The 20,944-nt window shown below is 66.9% G+C and carries 15 protein-coding genes; 2 read left to right on the plus strand and 13 right to left on the minus strand.

Going from position 1 to position 20,944, the window contains the following annotated elements:
* Window positions 1–101 precede the first annotated feature (101 nt).
* The 13 genes from eno to pilM form a co-directional block, all read right to left on the minus strand.
* Window positions 102–1,394 carry a phosphopyruvate hydratase gene (gene eno, locus FEI13_RS14815; protein ID WP_138182297.1) on the minus strand — a complete coding sequence of 431 codons (1,293 nt, stop codon included), beginning with the start codon at window positions 1,392–1,394 and terminating at the stop codon, window positions 102–104.
* 35 nt (window positions 1,395–1,429) lie between these two features.
* Window positions 1,430–2,296: a 3-deoxy-8-phosphooctulonate synthase gene (kdsA, locus tag FEI13_RS14820; protein ID WP_138182298.1), complete on the minus strand. Its 867-nt coding sequence runs from the start codon at window positions 2,294–2,296 to the stop codon at window positions 1,430–1,432.
* A gap of 5 nt (window positions 2,297–2,301) precedes the next feature.
* Window positions 2,302–3,957 (minus strand): CTP synthase, encoded by a 1,656-nt coding sequence (locus FEI13_RS14825; protein ID WP_138182299.1) that lies wholly within the window; start codon window positions 3,955–3,957, stop codon window positions 2,302–2,304.
* Window positions 3,958–4,234: 277 nt separating this feature from the next.
* Entirely contained in the window at window positions 4,235–5,653 is a 1,419-nt protein-coding gene (locus FEI13_RS14830) for an FAD-dependent oxidoreductase (RefSeq protein WP_138182300.1), read from the minus strand.
* 70 nt (window positions 5,654–5,723) lie between these two features.
* Window positions 5,724–10,172, minus strand: a complete 4,449-nt coding sequence (gene gltB / locus FEI13_RS14835; RefSeq protein ID WP_138182301.1) for a glutamate synthase large subunit — start codon at window positions 10,170–10,172, stop codon at window positions 5,724–5,726.
* A 49-nt stretch (window positions 10,173–10,221) separates the two neighbouring features.
* Window positions 10,222–10,485, minus strand: coding sequence for a hypothetical protein (locus FEI13_RS14840; protein ID WP_138182302.1), 264 nt, complete (start codon window positions 10,483–10,485; stop codon window positions 10,222–10,224).
* Between the two features lie 180 nt (window positions 10,486–10,665).
* Window positions 10,666–11,772 (minus strand): 3-dehydroquinate synthase, encoded by a 1,107-nt coding sequence (gene aroB / locus FEI13_RS14845; protein ID WP_138182303.1) that lies wholly within the window; start codon window positions 11,770–11,772, stop codon window positions 10,666–10,668.
* Window positions 11,773–11,776: 4 nt separating this feature from the next.
* Complete coding sequence (aroK, locus tag FEI13_RS14850) at window positions 11,777–12,319, minus strand: shikimate kinase AroK (protein WP_138182304.1); 543 nt, start codon at window positions 12,317–12,319, stop codon at window positions 11,777–11,779.
* Window positions 12,319–14,328 carry a type IV pilus secretin PilQ gene (locus tag FEI13_RS14855; protein WP_240036538.1) on the minus strand — a complete coding sequence of 670 codons (2,010 nt, stop codon included), beginning with the start codon at window positions 14,326–14,328 and terminating at the stop codon, window positions 12,319–12,321. The genes aroK and FEI13_RS14855 overlap by 1 nt, the downstream gene beginning before the upstream one ends.
* A 120-nt stretch (window positions 14,329–14,448) precedes the next feature.
* Entirely contained in the window at window positions 14,449–14,979 is a 531-nt protein-coding gene (locus FEI13_RS14860) for a pilus assembly protein PilP (protein ID WP_138182306.1), read from the minus strand.
* Entirely contained in the window at window positions 14,976–15,602 is a 627-nt protein-coding gene (locus FEI13_RS14865; protein WP_138182307.1) for a type IV pilus inner membrane component PilO, read from the minus strand. Before FEI13_RS14865 ends, FEI13_RS14860 begins: the two co-directional genes overlap by 4 nt.
* Window positions 15,599–16,180 carry a PilN domain-containing protein gene (locus tag FEI13_RS14870; protein WP_138182308.1) on the minus strand — a complete coding sequence of 194 codons (582 nt, stop codon included), beginning with the start codon at window positions 16,178–16,180 and terminating at the stop codon, window positions 15,599–15,601. The genes FEI13_RS14865 and FEI13_RS14870 overlap by 4 nt, the downstream gene beginning before the upstream one ends.
* Complete coding sequence (gene pilM / locus FEI13_RS14875; RefSeq protein WP_138182309.1) at window positions 16,177–17,238, minus strand: type IV pilus assembly protein PilM; 1,062 nt, start codon at window positions 17,236–17,238, stop codon at window positions 16,177–16,179. Before pilM ends, FEI13_RS14870 begins: the two co-directional genes overlap by 4 nt.
* Before the next feature lie 265 nt (window positions 17,239–17,503).
* Here pilM and FEI13_RS14880 point away from each other — a divergent pair, with 265 nt between their 5' ends.
* Window positions 17,504–20,038, plus strand: coding sequence for a penicillin-binding protein 1A (locus FEI13_RS14880; RefSeq protein WP_138182310.1), 2,535 nt, complete (start codon window positions 17,504–17,506; stop codon window positions 20,036–20,038).
* Window positions 20,039–20,142: 104 nt separating this feature from the next.
* Entirely contained in the window at window positions 20,143–20,907 is a 765-nt protein-coding gene (locus FEI13_RS14885) for a DUF481 domain-containing protein (RefSeq protein WP_138182311.1), read from the plus strand.
* Window positions 20,908–20,944: the final 37 nt, after the last annotated feature.

The raw sequence follows: 20,944 nt of genomic DNA on the forward strand, positions 1-20,944 counted from the left end.
ACCCTGTACGACGCACGAATAGCGGATGTCGTCGTCACCGTGTAAGCGATCTCCTACACGAGCTCACGCCAAAGGCAACGCTGTTCGCTTACTCCGCGCACTTACTGGCCCTTGATCGCGCCTCGCCCCGGGTAGTCGACCCCGTCTCCCAGCTCCTGCTCGATCACCAGCAGGCGGTTGTACTTGGCGACGCGATCCGAGCGGCACAGCGAGCCGGTCTTGATCTGGCCGGCACAGGTGCCTACCGCGAGGTCGGCGATGGTGGTGTCCTCGGTCTCGCCGCTACGATGGGAGATCACTGCCGTGAAGCCGGCGTCCTGGGCCATGCGCACGGCCTCCAGGGTCTCGGAGAGCGAGCCGATCTGGTTGAACTTGATCAGGATGGAGTTGCCGATCTGCTCGTCGATGCCGCGCTTGAGGATCCGGGTGTTGGTGACGAAGAGATCATCGCCCACCAGCTGAACCTTGTCACCGAGCTTGTCGGTCAGCGCCTTCCAGCCATCCCAATCGGACTCATCCATGCCGTCCTCGATGGAGACGATGGGATACTGGTCACACAGCTCGGCCAGGTAGTCGGCGAAGCCGCTCGCGTCGAAGCTCTTGCCCTCGCCAGACAGGTTGTACTCGCCGTCGCGGTAGAACTCCGAGGAAGCGCAGTCCAGGGCCAGGGTCACGTCGCTATCGAGCCCGTAGCCGGCATTGGAGACGGCTTCCTTGATCACCGCCAGCGCCTCGGCGTTGGAAGCGAGGTTCGGCGCGAAGCCGCCCTCGTCGCCCACCGAGGTGGAGAGGCCTCGGGCGGAGAGCACCTTCTTCAGGGCGTGGAAGATCTCGGCGCCCATGCGCAGGCCTTCGCGGAAGTTCGGCGCGCCCACCGGCTGGATCATGAACTCCTGGATGTCGACGTTGTTGTCGGCATGCTCGCCGCCGTTGAGGATGTTCATCATCGGCACCGGCATCAGGTAGCGACCCGGCTGGCCGTAGAGCTCGGCGATGTGGGCGTAGAGCGGCACGCCCTTGGCGGCGGCGGCGGCCTTGGCCGACGCCAGGGAGACGGCCAGGATGGCGTTGGCGCCGAGCGTGGCCTTGTTGTCGGTGCCATCGAGCACCCGCATGGCATCATCCAGACCGTGCTGGTCGCAGGCATCCATGCCGATCAGGCGTTCACGAATCGCGGTGTTGACGGCCTCCACGGCCTTCAGCACGCCCTTGCCCAGGTAGCGACTCTTGTCGCCGTCACGCAGTTCCAGGGCCTCGCGGGAGCCGGTGGAGGCGCCGCTCGGGGCGCACGCCACGCCGATGGCGCCGCTCTCCAGGCGCACTTCGGCCTGGACGGTTGGATTGCCGCGTGAGTCCAGCACTTCGAGGGCGCGGAGTTCGACGATATGGGTCATCTTGTTGGTCCTTGTCGTGTCAGCGTTGGGAAGAATCAGGAAATCTCGAGCGGCGCGAATCCCTTGACCAGGTCATCGAGGGCCTTCAGCTGGGCCAGGAAGGGCTCCAGGCGGTCCAGCGGCAATGCGCAGGGCCCGTCGCACTTGGCGTTGTCCGGGTCGGGATGGGCCTCGAGGAAGAGCCCCGCCAGGCCCACCGCCACGCCGGCGCGCGCCAGCTCGGCGACCTGCTGACGCCGACCGCCGGCGCTGTCGGCCCGGCCGCCCGGGCGCTGCAGGGCGTGGGTGACATCGAAGAAGACGGGGTAGCCCGTCTGCTTCATGTCGCCGAAGCCCAGCATGTCGACGATCAGGTTGTTGTAGCCGAAGCTGGAACCGCGCTCGCAGAGCAGCAGCCGGTCATTACCGGCCTCCTCGCACTTGCGCAGGATATGGCGCATCTCGTGGGGGGCCAGGAACTGCGGCTTCTTGATGTTGATCACCGCCCCGGTCTCGGCCATGGCCACCACCAGGTCGGTCTGGCGCGCCAGGAAGGCCGGCAACTGGATGATGTCGGCGACCTCGGCCGCCGGCGCCGCCTGCCAGGGCTCGTGCACATCGGTGATGATCGGCACCCCGAAGCGCGCCTTCACCTCGGCGAGTATCGCAAGGCCCTTATCGAGGCCCGGGCCACGGAAGGAGTGGACGGAGCTGCGGTTGGCCTTGTCGAAGCTAGCTTTGAAGACGTAGGGCATGCCGAGCCGACCGGTCACCTCGACATAGGTCTGGGCCACCTCGAGGGCCAGCTCGCGGGACTCCAGCACGTTCATGCCACCGAGCAGCATCAGCGGCAGGGAGTTGCCGGCCTCGAGGCCGGCAATGCCGATGTGGCGCTCGGGGGTCTCGCCTGTCGATGCCGACATCGTCCTCACTCCTGGTGGGCGGACTGGGGGCGCGCGCGCGCCGTCTTGTGCTCCAGCGCCGCATTGACGAAACCGGTGAACAGCGGGTGACCGTCACGGGGCGTGGAGGTGAACTCGGGGTGGAACTGGCAGGCGACGTACCAAGGATGGCCCGCCAGCTCGACCACTTCCACCAGGGAGTTGTCGACGCTCTTGCCGGAGACCACCAGGCCCGCCTGCTCGAGCTCGCCGATGAACTGGTTGTTGACCTCGAAGCGATGGCGGTGGCGCTCGACGATCTCGTCGCTGCCGTAGGCCTCGCGGGTCTTGCTGCCGGCCTTGAGCTGACAGACCTGGCCGCCCAGGCGCATGGTGCCACCGAGGTCGGAGGCCTCGTCGCGCAGCTCGACCTTGCCCTCGGGGCTCAGCCACTCGGTGATCAGGCCCACGACCGGATGCTGTGTATCGTGGGTGAACTCGGTGGAGTCGGCGTCGTTCCAGCCGGCCACGTTGCGCGCGAACTCGATCACCGCCACCTGCATGCCGAGGCAGATGCCGAGATAGGGAATGCCGTTCTCGCGAGCGTAGCGGGCCGTGGCGATCTTGCCCTCGACGCCGCGCTCGCCGAAGCCGCCGGGCACCAGGATGGCGTCCTTGCCGGCCAGGCGCTCGGCGCCGTGGTGCTCGATGTCCTCGGAGTCGATGTAGTCGACGTTGACCTTGATGCGGGACTGGATGCCGGCATGGATCAGCGCCTCGTTGAGCGACTTGTAGGCGTCGAGCAGCTCCATGTACTTGCCGACCATGGCGATGCTGACCGACTTCAGTGGGTTGAGCTTGGCATCGAGCACCTTCACCCACTCGCCGAGGTCCGCCTCGCCGGGCTCCAGGCGCAGCTTGTCGCAGACGATGTCGTCGAGGCCGTGCTCGTGGAGCATCAGCGGAATGCGGTAGATGGTGTCGGCATCCTGCAGCGGGATGACCGCCCGCTCCTCGACGTTGGTGAACAGCGCGATCTTGCGCCGCTCGCTCTCCTCGAGTTCCACCTCGCTGCGACAGATCAGGATGTCCGGCTGGATGCCGATCGAGCGCAGCTCCTTGACGCTGTGCTGGGTCGGCTTGGTCTTGGTCTCGCCGGCGGTCTTGATGTAGGGCACCAGGGTCAGGTGCATGAAGATCGCCCGGTTCGCGCCCAGCTCGCTGCGTATCTGGCGGATCGACTCCAGGAACGGCAGCGACTCGATGTCGCCCACGGTGCCGCCGATCTCGACCAGCGCCACGTCGAAGCCCTTGCCGCCCTCGAAGACCCGGCGCTTGATCTCGTCGGTGATGTGCGGGATCACCTGCACGGTGCCGCCCAGGTAGTCGCCCCGGCGCTCCTTGCGCAGCACGTGCTCGTAGACGCGGCCGGTGGTGAAGTTGTTGGCCTGAGTCATCTTCGTGCGGATGAAGCGCTCGTAGTGCCCCAGGTCTAGATCGGTCTCGGCGCCATCCTCGGTGACGAACACCTCGCCGTGCTGAAAGGGGCTCATGGTGCCCGGATCCACGTTGATGTAGGGATCGAGCTTGAGCATGGTGACCTTGAGGCCGCGGGCCTCGAGAATCGCCGCCAGCGAGGCCGACGCGATGCCCTTGCCGAGAGAGGACACAACGCCGCCGGTCACGAAGATATATCGTGTCATGGAGAACCTGTCGAAACGTGATCGGTAGGCACGGCAGGAAGCCGCGCCAGGATGGGACGACAGACTAGCAGAATGCGACCAAAGGCTCAATTTCAGCGCCGCGTGCAGCAACGGGAGCGGGCGGCGCTGAAGGCGGCTGGCCACCGACCTGAGCGGCCCCGGGGACAGGTCGAAGCGGAGGTCATTTGCCATGGATGGCAAATGTAGCGCCCAGGGAGGGGTTCACAGCGCCTCCGCGTAGATTTGTCGCCGGGTAAGCCGCGAGCCAGGCCGCCGTTCACACCTCCAGGTAATCGAGGATACCCTCGCCGGCCTGGCGTCCCTCGTAGATGGCGGTGACCACCAGGTCGGAGCCGCGCACCATGTCGCCACCGGCGAAGATCTTCTCGTTGGTGGTCTGGAACGGATGGGCGCCCTGCTCCGGCGCCTGGACCCGGCCGCGCTCGTCGATCTCGATGCCCACGGTCTCGAACCAGGGTGCGGGGCTCGGCTGGAAGCCGAAGGCCACCACCACGGCGTCGGCGGGAATGACCTCCTCGGAGCCGGGCACCACCTCGGGGCGCTGGCGACCGTTCTCGTCGGGCTCGCCGAGCCGGGTACGTACCACCTTCACGCCCTCGACCTTGCCCTCGCCGACCACCGCCACCGGCTGACGGTTGAACAGGAACTCCACGCCCTCCTCGCGGGCATTGGCCACCTCGCGCTTGGAGCCCGGCATGTTCTCCTCGTCGCGGCGATAGGCGCAGGTCACGCTGGAGGCCCCCTGGCGAATGGCCGTGCGGTTGCAGTCCATAGCGGTATCGCCGCCGCCCAGCACCACCACGCGCTGCCCCTTCAGCGAGGTGTACTCATGGGGCTCCTTCTCGAAGCCCAGGCAGTGGTTGACGTTGCCGATCAGGTAGTCGAGCGCCTTGTGCACACCGGGCAGGTCCTCGCCGGGGAAACCGCCCTCCATGTACTTGTAGGTACCCATGCCCAGGAAGACGGCGTCGTACTCCTCGAGCAGGGCGTCGAAGGCGATATCCTTGCCCACCTCGACGCCGAGGCAGAACTCGATGCCCATCTCCTCGAAGACCGCGCGGCGGCGCTTCATCACCGTCTTGTCGAGCTTGAACTCCGGGATGCCGAAGGTGAGCAGCCCGCCGATCTCGGGGTACTTGTCGAACACCACCGGCTTGACGCCGTTGCGCACCAGGATGTCGGCGCAACCCAGGCCCGCCGGGCCGGCGCCGATCACCGCCACCTTGCGACCGGTCGCGGTGACCTTGGAGAGGTCCGGGCGCCAGCCCATGGCGAAAGCGGTGTCGGTGATGTACTTCTCCACCGAGCCGATGGTCACGGCGCCGAAGCCGTCGTTGAGGGTGCAGGCCCCCTCGCAGAGGCGATCCTGGGGGCAGACGCGCCCGCACACCTCGGGCAGCGAATTGGTCTTGTGACACAGCTCCACCGCCTCGAGGATATTGCCCTCGCTGACCAGCTGCAGCCAGTTGGGAATGTAGTTGTGGACCGGGCACTTCCACTCGCAGTAGGGGTTGCCACAGTGCAGGCAGCGATGCGCCTGCCCGGCCGCCTCCTGGGGCTTGTAGGGCTCATAGATCTCGGCGAACTCCCGCGCCCGGGTCCGCGCTGCCTTCTTGTCGGGGTCCTGGCGACCCACGTCGATGAACTGGAAATCGTTGCTCAAACGGTTGGCCATGACACTCTTCCTCTATACAAACCTGATCGGGACGCCGACGACTGACTCATTCCGGCTGACGCCGCCTCACTCATTCCGGCCTGCGCCGTGATTCGGCCAGCAGGCTGCTCAGGCTCGCCGCCTTGGGCTTCACCAGCCAGAAGTGGCGAATGAAGTCGCTGAAATCCTCGAGGATCGCCTGGCCGCGCTCGGAACCGGTCTCGGCGACGAACTCCTCGATGACCTCCCGCAGGTGCCGCCGATGGGCCTCCATGGCCTCGGTGTTCACCCGATGGATCTCCACCAGTTCATGGTTGTACTTGTCGACGAAGGTGCGGTCCTCATCGAGCACGTAGGCGAAGCCGCCGGTCATGCCCGCGCCGAAGTTGACGCCCACCTCGCCCAGCACACAGACCATGCCACCGGTCATGTACTCGCCGCAGTGGTCGCCGGCCCCCTCGACCACCGCGTGGGCGCCGGAGTTGCGCACGGCGAAGCGCTCGCCGGCGGTGCCGGCGGCGAACAACTTGCCGCCGGTGGCGCCGTACAGGCAGGTGTTGCCGATGATCGCCGTCTCGTGACTCGCGAAGGCGCTGCCGGCCGGCGGCACGATCACCACCCGGCCGCCGTTCATGCCCTTGCCCACGTAGTCGTTGGCATCGCCCTCCAGGTAGAGGTGCAGGCCGCGGGCGTTGAACACCCCGAAACTCTGGCCGGCCACGCCCTTGAAGCGGGCGACGACCGGGGCCTCCTCGAGCCCCGCCTCGCCGTAGCGCTTGGCGATGGCGCCGGAGATCAGCGCGCCCACCGAGCGATCGCAATTGGTGATGGTGAAGTCGAACTCGCCGCCGGACTTCGCCTCGATGGCCGCCTCGAGCGCCTCCAGAACCTCCTGGTTCTTGGCGCCCGGGTCGTGGGGCACGTTGCGGCTCACCCGGCAGAATTGCGGAGCATCCTCAGGCACGAAGTCGTTGCCCAGCAGGCCCGACAGGTCGAGCTTGCGCTGGGAGGCGGTGACGCCCTCGAGCACCTCGAGCAGGTCGGTACGGCCGATCAGGTCGGTCAGCTGGCGTACCCCGAGCAGGGCCATCAGCTCGCGCACCTCCTCGGCGATGAAGCGGAAGTAGTGCTTGACCATGTCGACGGTGCCGCGGAAGTGCTCGTCGCGCAGGTACTGCATCTGGGTAGCCACGCCGGTGGCGCAGTTGTTGAGGTGGCAGATGCGCAGGTACTTGCAGCCCAGCGCCACCATCGGCGCGGTGCCGAAGCCGAAGCTCTCGGCGCCGAGGATCGCCGCCTTCACCACGTCGAGGCCGGTCTTCAGGCCACCATCGGTCTGCAGGCGGATCTTGTCGCGCAGGCCGTTGATGCGCAGCGCCTGATGGACCTCGGGCAGGCCCAGCTCCCAGGGGCTGCCGGCGTGCTTGATCGAGGTCAGCGGGCTCGCCGCGGTGCCGCCATCGTAGCCGGAGACGGTGATCAGGTCGGCATAGGCCTTGGCCACGCCGGTGGCGATGGTGCCGATGCCGGGCTCGGAGACCAGCTTCACCGAGACCTGGGCGTCCGGATTGACCTGCTTGAGGTCGAAGATCAGCTGCGCCAGGTCCTCGATGGAGTAGATGTCGTGGTGCGGCGGCGGCGAGATCAGGGTCACGCCGGGCACCGAGTAGCGCAGCCGGGCGATCAGCTCATTGACCTTGCCGCCGGGCAGCTGGCCGCCCTCGCCGGGCTTGGCGCCCTGGGCCACCTTGATCTGCAGCACCTCGGCGTTGACCAGGTAAGCCGGCGTCACGCCGAAGCGTCCGGAGGCGATCTGCTTGATCTTGGAGCTTCTGATGGTGCCGTAACGCGCCGGATCCTCGCCCCCCTCGCCGGAGTTGGAACGCCCGCCGGCCTCGTTCATGGCCTGGGCCAGCGCCTCGTGGGCCTCCGGCGAGAGGGCGCCGAGGCTCATGCCGGCGCTATCGAAGCGCGGCAACAGGTCCTCGATCGCCTCGATCTCCTCGAGCGGCAACGGCTCGGCGGCCGGCTTGAGGGCGAGCAGGTCGCGCAGGGTAGCCGGATCGCGCTCGTTGACCAACCGGGCAAACTTCTTCCACTTGGCGTAGTCGCCCTCCTGGACCGCCTCCTGGAGCGCCGTGACCACGTCGGGGTTGTAGGCGTGATACTCGTGGCCATGGACGTACTTCATCAGGCCGCCCTGGGCGATGCCCTTGCGTGGGATCCAGGCATCCTTGGCCAACAGCTCCTGCTGCAGCTGCAGCTCGCTGAACCCCGTGCCCTCGATGCGCGACGCCATGCCGGTGAAGCAGAGCTCGACCACCTCCGAGGAGAGCCCCACCGCCTCGAACAGCTGGGAGCCGCGATAGGAGGCCAGCGTCGAGATCCCCATCTTGGAGAGGATCTTATAGAGCCCCTTCTGCATCCCCTTGCGGTAGTTCTCGCGCGCATCGGCCGGATTGCCGACCAGCTCGCCGGTCTGGTGCATGTCGGCCATCACCTGATAGGCCAGCCACGGGAAGACCGCGGTGGCACCGACGCCGAACAGCACCGCCATCTGGTGGGCATCCCGGGCGTAGCCGGTCTCGACCACGAGGTTACAGCGCGGGCGCAGCGCCAGGCGGCCCAGATGGTGGTGCACCGCGCCCACCGCCAAGGCCGCGGGGATGGGCACCAGCCCCTTGCCCAGTTCGGCGTCCGAGAGCACCAGGATCACCTTGCCGTCATGGACGGCCTGCTCGGCCTGGCGGCACAATTCATGGATCGCCCCCTTGAGGCCGACCTCCTGGGGGTCGTAGCCCAGCGGCAGGACCTGGCTCGTGAAGGCCGGGTCGTCCTGATGCATCAGCGCGGCGAACTTGCGGGGCGAGAGCACCGGCGTGGTCAGGATGATGCGGTGCGCGTGCTCCGGGGTCGCCTTGAAGACGTTGAGCTCGGCGCCGATACAGGTCTCCAGCGACATCACGATCGCCTCGCGCAACGGATCGATGGCGGGATTGGTGACCTGGGCAAACTTCTGGCGAAAGTAGTCGGTGAGCAGGCGCTGCTTGCCGGAGAGCACCGCCATGGGCGTGTCATCGCCCATGGAACCCACGGCCTCCTGGCCGCTCTCGGCCAGCGGGCGCAGCACCTGGTCGCGCTCCTCGAAGCTGACCTGAAACATCTTCTGCTGGGCGAGCAGCGCGTCACCGTCCATGGCGTGGAAGCGGGCGAGCTCGGTCAGCGCCGACTCCAGATACTGGGCCTCCTGCTTCAACCAGCGCTTGTAGGGATAGGCGGCCTTCAGGCGCTGGTCGATGTCGGTGGTATGCAGCACCTCCCCGGTGTGGGTATCCACGGCTAGGATCTGGCCGGGGCCGACCCGCCCCTTGGCCACCACGTCCTCGGGAGCGTAATCGTAGGTGCCGATCTCGGAGGCCAGGGTGATATAGCCGTTCTTGGTAATCACCCAGCGCGCCGGGCGCAGCCCGTTGCGGTCGAGCATGCAGACCGCCTGGCGGCCGTCGGTCATCACCACCCCGGCCGGGCCGTCCCAGGGCTCCATGTGCATGGAGTTGAACTCATAGAAGGCACGCAGGTCGGCGTCCATCAGCTCGACGTTCTGCCAGGCCGGCGGCACCATCATGCGCACCGCGCGGTGCAGCTCCATGCCGCCGGTCAGCAACACCTCGAGCATGTTGTCCATGCTGGAGGAGTCGGAGCCGGTGGTATTGACGATCTCGTCGAGGTCGGTGATCTCCGGCAGCCGCTCGCTCAGGAAGTTCTCCTTGCGGGAGTTCGCCCAGCCCCGGTTGGCCTCGACGGTGTTGATCTCGCCGTTGTGGGCCAGCAGACGGAACGGCTGGGCCAGCGGCCAGCGCGGCGCGGTATTGGTAGAGAAGCGCTGGTGGAAGACGCAGATCGCAGTCTCGAGGCGCTCATCGCCCAGGTCGCGGTAAAAGGCCGGCAGGTCCACCGGCATCACCAACCCCTTGTAGGAGACGACCTCGGCGGAGAGCGAACAGACGTAGAAGTCCGGCTCGTCGCGTAGCTTTTCCTCGGCGCGGCGGCGCGCCATGAAGAGATCGACGTCGAAGCGTTCGCCTCCCTCGGCGCCCGGCTCCACGAACAGCTGGCGGATGCGCGGCAGACAGTCGAGCGCCATGGGGCCGCAGACGCTGGGGTCCAGCGGCACGTCGCGCCAGCCCGCCACCCGCAGGCCGCGCGCCTCGAGCTCGGCGACGAGGGTCTCGCGCCCGTGGGCCTCGCGGGCGTCGTCGTCGGGCAGGAAGATGGCCCCTACGGCATAGCGCTCGCCCAGGGTCACGCCCAGCGCCTCCTTCGCCACCTCGCGCATGAAGGCATCCGGCATCTGCAGCAGCAGCCCGCAGCCATCGCCGGTCTTGCCGTCAGCGGCGATGCCACCACGGTGGGTCATGCAGGTCAGTGACTCGATGGCGGTCTTGAGCAGGTCGTGACTGGCCTGGCCCTCCATATGGGCGATCAGGCCGAAGCCGCAGTTGTCACGGAACTCGCCGGGCTGATGAAGACCTCTGTTCATGGGCGTGCCTCGGGTTGAATGGTTTCTTTGGCAGTCATCACATGGTAATCTATACGGTTTTTCTTTTTTCACGTCGCTCCTGATGGGAGCGAGGACTGCTCTGCAAAAGGCCGACCAGCATAGCCAGAGGTGCGCCCACCGCGCAATCGACCTCCCCCGCCACCCCCATGAAAACCGCCGACAAATCCGTCACTTGCACGGCACTCGAGGCAAAAAAACCCGCTAACTCAATGGCTTGCAAAGTCATGCAACGGTTTTTAAACGCCGCCCACAGATTATTAGACTTTAGTCTATTAATGCCCAATTTATCCATGCCGATCCGGCATGAGGCATGCGAATAGCTTAAAGATAGCCCGCACGGAACGTCGGCGCAGCCCAAACGTCGGCGCAGCCCAAACACGACGACGCCCGCACAAGGGCGGGCGTCGAACAAGGCGGATATTGAGTCGATGCGTCGAGGCACAGACAAAAGGCGCCGAGCACCGGCAAACGATCAGCGGCGAGGGAAGGCCTCGATGAGCGCGGCCAGGGTCTGCGGCGGCGTCTCGTCATGGATGCAGGCATCGCCCAGCGCACGCAGCAGGATCAGCCGCAGACGGCTGTCGAGGTTCTTCTTGTCCAGGCGCATGATGGCGAGAAAGTCGTCCACCCCCATCTCGGCCGGGGCCGTCAGCGGCAGGCCGGCGGCCTCGATGAGCATCCGCACGCGGGCCACCTCGGCCTCGCTGAGCCAACCCAGACGACACGACAGCTCGGCGGCCATCAGCATGCCGGTGCCGACGGCCTCGCCGTGGAGCCAGTGCCCGTAGCCCTGATGCGCCTCGATGGCGTGCCCGAAGGTGTGTCCCAGGTTGAGCAGCGCCCTCACCCCCTGCTCGGTCTCGTCCTCGGCGACGATCTCGGCCTTGAGCGCGCAACTGCGCTCGATGGCGTGGGTCAGGGCGGCGGCGTCGAGACCCCGCAGCGCCGGCAGCTCGGCCTCGAGCCAGGCCAGGAAGTCGGCGTCGCGGATCAGCCCGTACTTGAGCACCTCGGCGAGCCCCGCCGAGAGCTCGCGCGGCGGCAGCGTCGCCAGGGTGCCGGTGTCGATCAGTACCGCGCGGGGCTGCCAGAAGGCGCCGATCATGTTCTTGCCGCGGGGATGGTTCACGCCGGTCTTGCCGCCTACCGAGGAGTCGACCTGGGCGAGCAGCGTGGTCGGCACCTGAACGAAGGCCACGCCGCGCTGATAGCAGGCGGCGGCGAAGCCGACCATGTCGCCGGTCACCCCGCCGCCGAGGGCGATCAGGGTGCAGCGGCGATTGAAGCCGGCGGCGAGCAGGGCATCCCAGATCCGCTCCACGTGAGCCAGCGTCTTGGTGGCCTCGCCGTCGGGCAGCACCAGGGTGCGCACCTCGAGGTCATCGGCCAACCCTTGGGTCAGCTTCTCGAGATAGAGCGGCGCCACCGTCTCGTTGGTGACCACCATGACCTGGCGACCGGCCAGGTGCGGCGCCAGCCACTGTGGGTCGCCCAACAGGCCGGGGCCGATATGGATGGGGTAGCTGCGATCGCCCAGCGCCACCTCGAGGGTGGACGGGACGGCAGGGGACTCGATCATGGGCTCAGGCCTTGCATTGCAGGGGATCGACCAGGCGCGTCACGCGCCGCACGATCTCGTTGACCACGGCACGCGGGCCGCGACGGTCGGTGCGCACTACCACATCGGCGGTGGCGCGATAGAGCGGGTCGCGCAGCGCGAACATGTCGCGCAGCACGGCCTCCTTGTCGGGGCGCTGCAGCAGCGGCCGATTGCGGTCCTTGGCGGTCCGCCGCAGCTGCTGCTCCACGGTGGTGAGCAGGTAGATCACGGTGCCGCTCTCGCGCAGCACGCGGCGATTCTCCTCCCGCAGCACGGCCCCTCCCCCGGTGGCGATGACCACGTTCTCGTAGTGCGTCAGCTCACGGATCATCTGCGTTTCGCGATCGCGAAAGCCCGCCTCGCCCTCGACGTCGAAGATCCACGGGATGTCGGCGCCACAGCGCGCCTGGATCTCGTGGTCGCTGTCGTAGAACGCGCGTGACAGCTCGGCCGCCAGAAGGCGGCCGATAGTGCTCTTGCCGGCCCCCATGGGGCCGATCAGTATCAGGTTGGGAAGTGCCTGCATCAGCGAATGGCCAGGTTGTCGTCCAGTATTCGGGGCGTGATGAATACTAGCAACTCTACCTTATCATTGGTGTTCTCGGTATAGCGGAAGAGGTTCCCCAGCACCGGCAGGTCACCCAGGAAGGGTGTCTTGAACAAACTGCGGGCCTCCTCGGTGGTAAGGATGCCGCCCAACACCACGGTCTCGCCGTTGTCCACCAGCACCTGGGTCTCAATGGAGTTGGTGTCGATGGAGGGCACGCCGTTGAAGAGTTGGCCCACCGTATCATTGTTGATCACCAGGTCCATGATGATGCGGTTGTCCGGAGTGATCTGCGGGGTGACCTCGAGCGCCAGCACCGCCTCCTTGAACTCGACGTTGGTGGCTCCGCTGGAGGACGCCTCCTGATAGGGGATCTCGGTGCCCTGCTTGATCACCGCGGTGCGCTGGTTGGCGGTGATCACTCGCGGCTGGGAGATGGTCTGACTCTTGCCCTCGCTCTCCAGGGCGCGCAGCTCCAGGTCGAGCAGGATATCGCCCGACAGGTAGCCGAAGCTGAAGGCGGTGGAGGACGAGGCGGTCCCCCCCATGTCCACGGCCAGGCCACCGTTGCCCACGCTGCCGTCCGCAGCCCCGCCGACATCGAATCGACCATCGCCGATGCGATCGGGGGACGACAACCCCCAGTTGATCCCGAGCTCTCGTGTGGCGCTGTCACGGGCGATGACGATGCGCGCCTCGATCTGCACCTGACGCACCGCCACGTCCAGCGTCTCGAACGTCGAGAGGATGTCGTCGATGTTCTCGGCGGTATCCTGAATCAACAGGGTGTTGGTGCGCGCATCGACGGCCACCTTGCCCCGCTCGGAGAGCAGGCCGAAGCCCTGATCGCCCCCCCGCAGCAGGCGGGCCAAATTCTCGGCCTTGGCATACTTGACCTGAATGTACTCGGACTCCAGCGGCGTGAGCGTCTCGAGCTGCTCGCGCGTCTGAAGTTCGATCTGTTCACGCTGCGCCAGCTCCGTGGCCGGCGCCACCACGATGACGTTGCCCTCCTGGCGGCTGGCGAGGCCGTGGCTCTTGAGCACCAGGTCCAGGGCCTGATCCCAGGGCACGTCCTGCAGGTTGAGGGTGACACGACCGGTCACGCTGTCGCTGGCCACCAGATTGAGGCCGGTGAAATCGGCGATGATCGCCAGTACCGAGCGCACCTCGATGTCCTGGAAGTTCAGAGTGATGCGCTCGCCGGTATAGGGGAACTGTTCGCGGACGCGCTCCTCCTGCTGCGCCTGGGTGACCGGCTCGGCCTCGATCACCAGCTGACGGCCGGTCTGGGTGGAGAGCATAGCAAATCGCCCTTCCCCCTCGATCTCCAGGGTCACGCCGTCGCGCCCCGCGCGCGGGGTGACGCGCTTGAGCGGGGTACCGAAATCGCTGACGTCATAGACCTGATCCAGAGAGGCCGGCAGTCGGACATCCTGCAGTTCGGCGACGATGCGCTGGCCGCTCTCACGCACCCGGGCATCCACACCGGAGCGGTCGAAGGTCACGACCAGCCGTCCCGCACCAGCGTCGCCGCGACGGAAGTCGATGTCCTGAATGCTCGGCTGCCGGTACGCCTGGGTCGATGACTGAGTCGACGCCCGGGTCGATGACGCCACCGTCCGCGAGGTGGCCGCCGGCGTGGCGGGCGCCATGGCCGGCTGGTCGGCCGCGCCGCCGATGGAGATCAGCAGGCGATCGCCCTGCTGACGGGTGTTGTAGGGCAAGGGGCCTTCCAGCTCGAAGACCAGCCGCGTGCGTGATCCCGCCTCCAGGGCCGTGACCCGCTCGACCCCGCCCATGCCGAGCTCCTCGCGGCGGCGCTCCAGGGCGCTGGCCGTGTCCATCAGGTCGATGGTCAGGCGAGCGGGCTCGTCGAGACGATAGCCACGCACCTCGGGTACCGGCCCGCCGAAGTCGAGCTCCACCTCCAGCGCCCCATCCGTCCCTTGGCGGAAGGCCAGGTCGGTGAGGGTAGAGGCTGCCATAGCGGTCGTGGCGACCGCCAGCAGCGCCACAATAGCGAGACCACGAATCATCGCATGCATTATTCCCTTCCCCCTGCGGACCCCAGCCCGCCACCAGATCGGCGGCGGGGCATGAATGTGTTATGCGCCCTCGCCGAGGGCAATCTGCCTGGAACGCTCCTGCCAGGCATTGCTCTCCAGCACGGTCTCCACCAGCACCAGCGAGGCCTCCGTGATGCTCACGATGCGCCCATGATCGAGGCCCATGTAGTCACCGATCGTGACCCGGTGCACCTTGCCATCCGGCCCTCGCACCAGGGCCGACGGCTTGCCACCGACCGTCAACGTTCCTACCAGATCCAGCTCGGCGAGATCGTAGGCCTCGAGCGGCTCTCGCGGGCGATCCGGAGGCGGCGCTAGATCGCCGGCCTCTGGCACCTCACGCTGATCCTGCATGCGTCGAGGCATGAAGGGGCTGCGATCCTCGTTGCCGGCATACGACACCCGCTCGATGGGCGGAATATCCGGAAGATCCAGCTGGGGAACTTCCCCCGGATTCGCGCGCACCTCGACCAGCTGCTGCTCAAGCTGGCGCAGCTCGGGGTCCACGCAGCCGCTCAAGAGCCCCATTCCGAGAGCGAGAAACGCATATCGCGCACTTAGGCGGGTCACGGGCCCTCCTCGTCCGGCTGGCGGTAGCTGTAGGTACGGGCGAGCATGGAGAGCTGCAATTGCTGCCCCCCCGCTTCCTCGACGGGCTCGAGGGTCAGATCGTGCTGGGTGACGATGCGCGGCAAGCCAGCGACCGTGGCCAGAAATTCCGAGATGCGGTGATAGCCACCCTGCACCCGGATATCGAACGGCTGCTCGAGATAGAACTCCTGGGCGACGGGGCTGCGCAGGCGGATGAACTCGATGGCAAGCTGATTACTGATCGCCGCTTCGCTGATGTTGTCAATCAACGAGGGAATCTCGGCATCCGTGGGCAACATCTCGCGAAGATGGCCCATACGCTCCTCGAGGACGGCCATCTCCTCACGCATCACATCGAGATGGGCCGCCTGCGCCGCCTTGCTCCGATAGTCTCTGATCAACCGCGTTTCTTCCGCCCTGGCCTGCTTCAGCTCCTCCGCCTTCGGTGCTCCGAGGTACCAGTACATGCCGGCCAGGGTCAGGCCGAGTACCAGCACGCAGCAGATCAGCTGCAGCAGGAAGGGCCAACTACCGGCCTCTTTGACATCCAGTTCGCCCCAGTCCAGGTCGCGAAGACGACGCACTTCGGTGGATAAGTTCATGGCGCCTCCGTGACTGTTGCACCCTCGACACGGTCTGTATCGGGCATGTGCTGGTTGACACTGAGGTTAAAGTGGCGCATCTCGTCGTCGGCGGCTTCGACCTCGGAAAGAACGGGCCTGGAAAGGGAGATTGCCGCATCCAGCGATCTGAGCTGATCGGAGACTTGCCGATTATTCTCTGCCACGCCGGCCATCCGCAGCACGTCCCCCTGTCGGTTGAGCTGCGTGTAGTACACGCCGTCGACCAGGCTGGTGACCAGATCATTGACGACGTGAACGGTCTGAGCGCGCCCCGTCTGAAGCTCCGTGAAGACCCGCACCTGGGCCTCCATGGTTTGCCGAACCTGCTCCAGCTCGCTGATTTCACGTATCGCGGCATCCAGCTTCTGAGCCTCGACTTCAACGAAGTGGTTGCGCTCCTGCTGAGCACTCAAGCGCTGATCATAGTGCCAGGTCATGGCATAGCCACCCCCCAGGCCGACCAGCGCGCTCAGCACGATGGCCGTGGCAAACCGCTTGCTGCGACGGGCGCGCACTTCCTCCCGCCAAGGGAGCAGGTTGATCTCGATGGTCGTCATTTGCCTACCCTCATCGCCAGGCCGCAGGCCGTGAGCATGGCCGGGGCATCGCCGGCCAGGGTCGGGACGTCGATGCGGGCGTTCACCTTCATGCGACGGAAGGGGTTGGCGATCACCACCTCCATGCCGCTCTCCTCGGCCAACCGCTCGGCCAGGCCCGGCAGCACGCTGGTGCCGCCCGCCAGGATCATACGACGCACCTCCTGCTTGCGCCCGGCGGTGTAATAGAGCTGCAGCGAGCGACCCACCTGCTGCACGAGGGTGTCGAGGAAGGGATCCAGCACGCTGCGCTGGTAGTCATCAGGCAGGCCGCCACGCTTCTTGGCCAGGCCCGCCTCCTCGAGCGTCAGCCCATAGCGATTGCGGATCTCGTCGGTCAGCTGGCGGCCGCCGAACACGGTGTCGCGGCTGTAGGTGACGCGGCCGTCGCGCAACACGTGGAAGGCGTTCATGGTGGCGCCGATATCGACCAGCGCCACGCACTCCTGCTCGCCGCCCTCCGACGGCAGCTGATGGCGCAGCTCCTGGAAGGCGCGCTCCATGGCGAAGGTCTCGACATCGACGGCCGCCGGCGTGAGCCCCGCCTGCAGTACGGCCTCGGTCAGCTGATTGACGTCCTGCTGGCGACAGGCCACCAGCAGCACGTCCTGCTGATCGCCGTAGCGCGCATTGAGGCCGAGGCGCTGGAAGTCGAAGGCGACCTCGTTGAACGGAAACGGGATATGGCGGTCGGATTCGAGCTGGATGCGTGTCTCGATCTCGCCGTCGTCGAGCGAGGCGGGAAACGACAGCGTCTTGGTGATGGCGGCACCGGCCGGCACGGCCACGGCGGCGTTGCGCGAGCCAGGGCGCGCATGGTCCACGGCGCGCTTGAGGGCATCCACCACGGCCGGCATGTCGCGAATTCGCCGCTCGATCACGGCGCCCTCGCGCAGCGGCCGTACCGCGTAGCTTTCCACCTGGTAGTGGCCACCCGCGCGTTTCAGCTCGATGACTTTGACGGTAGCCGAGGTGATATCGACACCGATCAGTCCCTTACCGGGTGCTTTCAGTCGCATCGTATGTCATGCCCCTGCCTGACCCCTGCGGCGTGCCGCTCATTATGATTATCCAGTCCAGACCGAGTTATCACGCATGATGCTCACCATACCCAGGTCCGTAAGCGCAGATTACATGATATTGCCGAATCTCACACGATTGGCAGTGTCGCCACGAGTCAACGCTGGTGACCACACCCTCGGCTTCCTATAATGGCTGCCTCGAGGGAAGGCCACTGCATCGCCACCACTCCGCCCCCGTTCCCAGCATGGATACCGCATTTTCATGAAGTTTCTCAGAACTCTGGTCATTTCCGTCCTCTGGCTGCTGGTCTCGCTGTCCGCCGCCGGCGTCCTGGGCGTGGTGGGTGCCGCGCTCTACTTCGCGCCCGGCCTGCCCGACGTGCGACAGCTCCAGGACTTCGAGCTGCAGACGCCGCTGCGCATCTTCACCCGCGACGGCAAGTTGATCGGCGAATTCGGCGAGGAGCGCCGCACTCCGGTGGAGTATGCCGAGATCCCCGAGGAGCTGATCGACGCCCTGCTGGCCGCCGAGGACGCGACCTACTTCGACCATGCCGGCGTCGACCCGAAGGGCCTGCTGCGGGCCGCGGTGGAGCTGGCGGCGAGCGGCGGCGACATCCAGTCTGGCGGCTCGACGATCACCATGCAGGTGGCGCGCAACTACCTGCTCACGCTGGACCAGACCTTCACCCGCAAGATCCGCGAGATCCTGCTGGCGCTGCAGATGGAGCAGATCCTCTCCAAGCAGGAGATCCTCGAGCTCTACGTCAATAAGATCTATCTCGGCAATCGCGCCTACGGCATCGCGGCGGCCTCGGTGGTCTACTACGACCGGCCGCTTGGCGAGCTGACCCTGGCCGAGAAGGCGATGATCGCCGGCCTGCCCAAGGCCCCCTCGGCCTTCAATCCGCTGGCCAATGCCGAGCGCGCGCTGATTCGCCGCAACTGGATCCTGTTTCGCATGCGCGAACTCGGCTACATCGACGAGGCCGCTTACGAGGAGGCCGTGCAGGCACCGGTCACCGCCCGCCGCCACCTCGCCCAGGTCGAGGTGGAGGCCGACTACGTGGCCGAGATGGCGCGCCAGTTCGCCATCGACCGCTACGGCGACCGAGCCTACACCGGCGGCTATCGCATCCACACCACCCTGGACAGCGAACTGCAGCCGCTGGCCGGGCGCGCCCTGGCGGGCGGGCTGATCGAATACGATACTCGCCACGGCTGGCGCGGCCCCGAGCAGACCGACATTCCGCGCAGCCTGGCCGAGGCCCAGGAGCGCACCGACCGCGAGGGGCTGGAGGAAGAGCTCGCCGAGTCGCCGGAGGTCATGCAGACTGCACGGCGCGCCGCCGAGCGCAGCCAGACCGAAATCGAAGGCATCGAGGGCGACGTCAGCAACTGGCTGCAGGTGCTCGAGCGCACGCCCGCCTTTGGTCCGCTCAAGCCCGCCATCGTGGTCGAGAGCGAGGGGCGCGAGATGCGCGTCCTGGCTCGCGGCGGAGAACTCATCACCCTGCCCTGGAGCGGACTGGAGTGGGCGGATCCCTACCTGAGCCCCTACAGCCGCGGTACGCCGCCGAACTCGGCCGACGACATCGCCCAGCGCGCCTCGCTGGTGCGCATCCTGCAGAACGAGGACGGCAGCTGGCGCCTCTCCCAGCGCCCCGAGGCCGAGGGCTCGCTGGTGGTCATGAATCCCGACACCGGGGCTATCCTGGCCCTGCAGGGCGGCTTCGACTTCGATGCCAGCAAGTTCAACCGCGCCACCCAGGCGCGCCGACAGGCCGGCTCGATCTTCAAGCCGTTCGTCTACCTGGCGGCGCTGAACAGCGGCGAGATGAACCCGGCGAGCGTGGTCAACGACGCCCCCGTGGTGCTGCAGGACGGCAGCAACGAGCTGTGGCGCCCTGCCAACTCCAGCGGCGACTTCCTCGGCCCGACCCGGATCAGAGTGGGCCTGGCGAAGTCGCGCAACCTCATCACCATCCGCGTGCTGCAGTCGCTGGGGCTGGAGCGCACCATCGACTTCCTCGAGGGGTTCGGCTTCGACCCCGACCAGCTGCCGCGCGGCCTCTCCCTGGCGCTGGGCAGCGCCAGCCTGACGCCGCTGGAGATGACCAACGCCTACGCGGTGCTGGCCAATGGCGGCTTCCAGGTCTCCCCCTGGTTCATCGACCGGGTGACCCGTGGCGACGACGAGGAGTCCTCCGTCGTCGACGAGGCATCGCCGCGCGTCGCCTGCCGTGCATGCAGCGACGACCAGATGATGGTCGAGATCGATGGCGAGACCTACGAGGTGGCACCCCGTGTGGCCGACCCGGCCGCTGTCTACATCCTGCGCGACATGCTGCGCGACGTAGTCGAGCATGGCACGGCACGCCGCGCCCTGGCCCTCGAGCGCAGCGACATCGTCGGCAAGACCGGCACCACCAACGATCAGCGGGACGCCTGGTTCGCCGGCTTCAACAGCGACCTCGTGGCTACCACCTGGGTGGGCAAGGACAACAACGAGAGCACTGCCGAGTACGGCTCGCAGGTCGCCCTGCCGATCTGGATGGACTTCATGGGCCAGGCCCTGGACGGGCAGCCCGAGCGCTGGCCCGAGCGGCCGGCGGGCGTGGTCAGCGAGCAGATCGATCCCGACACCGGCCGCCGCTTGCGCGACGATCAGGGCGGCGGCATCGAGGAGCTGTTCATGGCCGATCATCTGCCCGGCTTCCAGCCGCGCCGGGTCGAGCAGGAGGTCGAGCGCGAGAGCGGCTCCCAGGGCACCGGCGCCTACGAGGCCATCTTCTAGGCCGACGCCGCCCTCCCGCCTCGGGCGGCCGCCTGGCCGCCCGCCCCATGCACCGATGGCGACGCGTCGGCAGACGCCGACAGCGGCAACCCCAGAGATCGACCATGTCGTACCCAAGCCCCTCCCTCCGACTGCCTCGCTGGCTGGCCATCGGCGGGCTGATGGCGATCGCCGGAGGCGGTCAGGCCAGCCCCTTCTACGCGCCACCGCCCCCCGAGGAACACGCCGAGGGGCTCAGCGGCAGTGCCGAACTGGGCTACACCCACCTGTCGGGCAATACCGACAGTCAGACCTTGATCGCCAAGGGCCGACTCACCTGGCTGACGGGAAAATGGACTCAGACGCTGCGCGGCGAGGTGCGCAACGTCTCCCGCGACGGCGACATCAGCGCCGAGCAGTACCTGGTCGCCGGCCGCGAACGCTACGACCTCGACGGCCCCCACTACGCCTTCGGCTTCGCCCGCTGGGACCGCGACCGTTTCAGCGGCTATGAGCAGCAGTTCACCACCATCGGCGGCTATGGCCGCGACCTGCTAGACGACGCGCGTCAACGACTCTCGCTGGAGGCCGGGCCGGGCTATCGTTACGACCGCATCGTGGGCAAGGATGACGAATCGCTGGGCGTGGCCTACGGCGCCCTGGCCTACGCCTGGGACTTCTCGGAGACCGCCAGCCTCGAGCAGGAGCTCTCGGTGGAGGCCACCGACGCCAACGTCACCTCGCGCTCGCTGACCTCGCTCACCGCCCGCCTCAACGCGCACCTGGCCCTGAAGCTCTCCCACGAGATCAAGGACACCTCGCGTCCGCCCGAAGACGCCACGGCCCGCACCGATCGCACCACCTCCGCCTCCCTGCTCTACAACTGGTAGGCCGCCTCCCGAAATCCCACCGCCCAGAGACGACGAC

The sequence above is a fragment of the Halomonas urmiana genome, assembly GCF_005780185.1.
Classification (GTDB): Bacteria; Pseudomonadota; Gammaproteobacteria; order Pseudomonadales; family Halomonadaceae; genus Halomonas; species Halomonas urmiana.

Coding starts and splice junctions, on each gene's coding strand:
- eno (WP_138182297.1), bottom strand. CDS start 1,394: ATGACCCATATCGTCGAACTCCGCGCCCTCGAAGTGCTGGACTCACGC.
- FEI13_RS14865 (WP_138182307.1), bottom strand. CDS start 15,602: ATGAACTTATCCACCGAAGTGCGTCGTCTTCGCGACCTGGACTGGGGC.
- kdsA (WP_138182298.1), bottom strand. CDS start 2,296: ATGTCGGCATCGACAGGCGAGACCCCCGAGCGCCACATCGGCATTGCC.
- FEI13_RS14830 (WP_138182300.1), bottom strand. CDS start 5,653: ATGGCCAACCGTTTGAGCAACGATTTCCAGTTCATCGACGTGGGTCGC.
- aroB (WP_138182303.1), bottom strand. CDS start 11,772: ATGATCGAGTCCCCTGCCGTCCCGTCCACCCTCGAGGTGGCGCTGGGC.
- FEI13_RS14880 (WP_138182310.1), top strand. CDS start 17,504: ATGAAGTTTCTCAGAACTCTGGTCATTTCCGTCCTCTGGCTGCTGGTC.
- FEI13_RS14870 (WP_138182308.1), bottom strand. CDS start 16,180: ATGACGACCATCGAGATCAACCTGCTCCCTTGGCGGGAGGAAGTGCGC.
- aroK (WP_138182304.1), bottom strand. CDS start 12,319: ATGCAGGCACTTCCCAACCTGATACTGATCGGCCCCATGGGGGCCGGC.
- gltB (WP_138182301.1), bottom strand. CDS start 10,172: ATGAACAGAGGTCTTCATCAGCCCGGCGAGTTCCGTGACAACTGCGGC.
- FEI13_RS14885 (WP_138182311.1), top strand. CDS start 20,143: ATGTCGTACCCAAGCCCCTCCCTCCGACTGCCTCGCTGGCTGGCCATC.
- pilM (WP_138182309.1), bottom strand. CDS start 17,238: ATGCGACTGAAAGCACCCGGTAAGGGACTGATCGGTGTCGATATCACC.
- FEI13_RS14855 (WP_240036538.1), bottom strand. CDS start 14,328: ATGGCAGCCTCTACCCTCACCGACCTGGCCTTCCGCCAAGGGACGGAT.
- FEI13_RS14825 (WP_138182299.1), bottom strand. CDS start 3,957: ATGACACGATATATCTTCGTGACCGGCGGCGTTGTGTCCTCTCTCGGC.
- FEI13_RS14840 (WP_138182302.1), bottom strand. CDS start 10,485: ATGGATAAATTGGGCATTAATAGACTAAAGTCTAATAATCTGTGGGCG.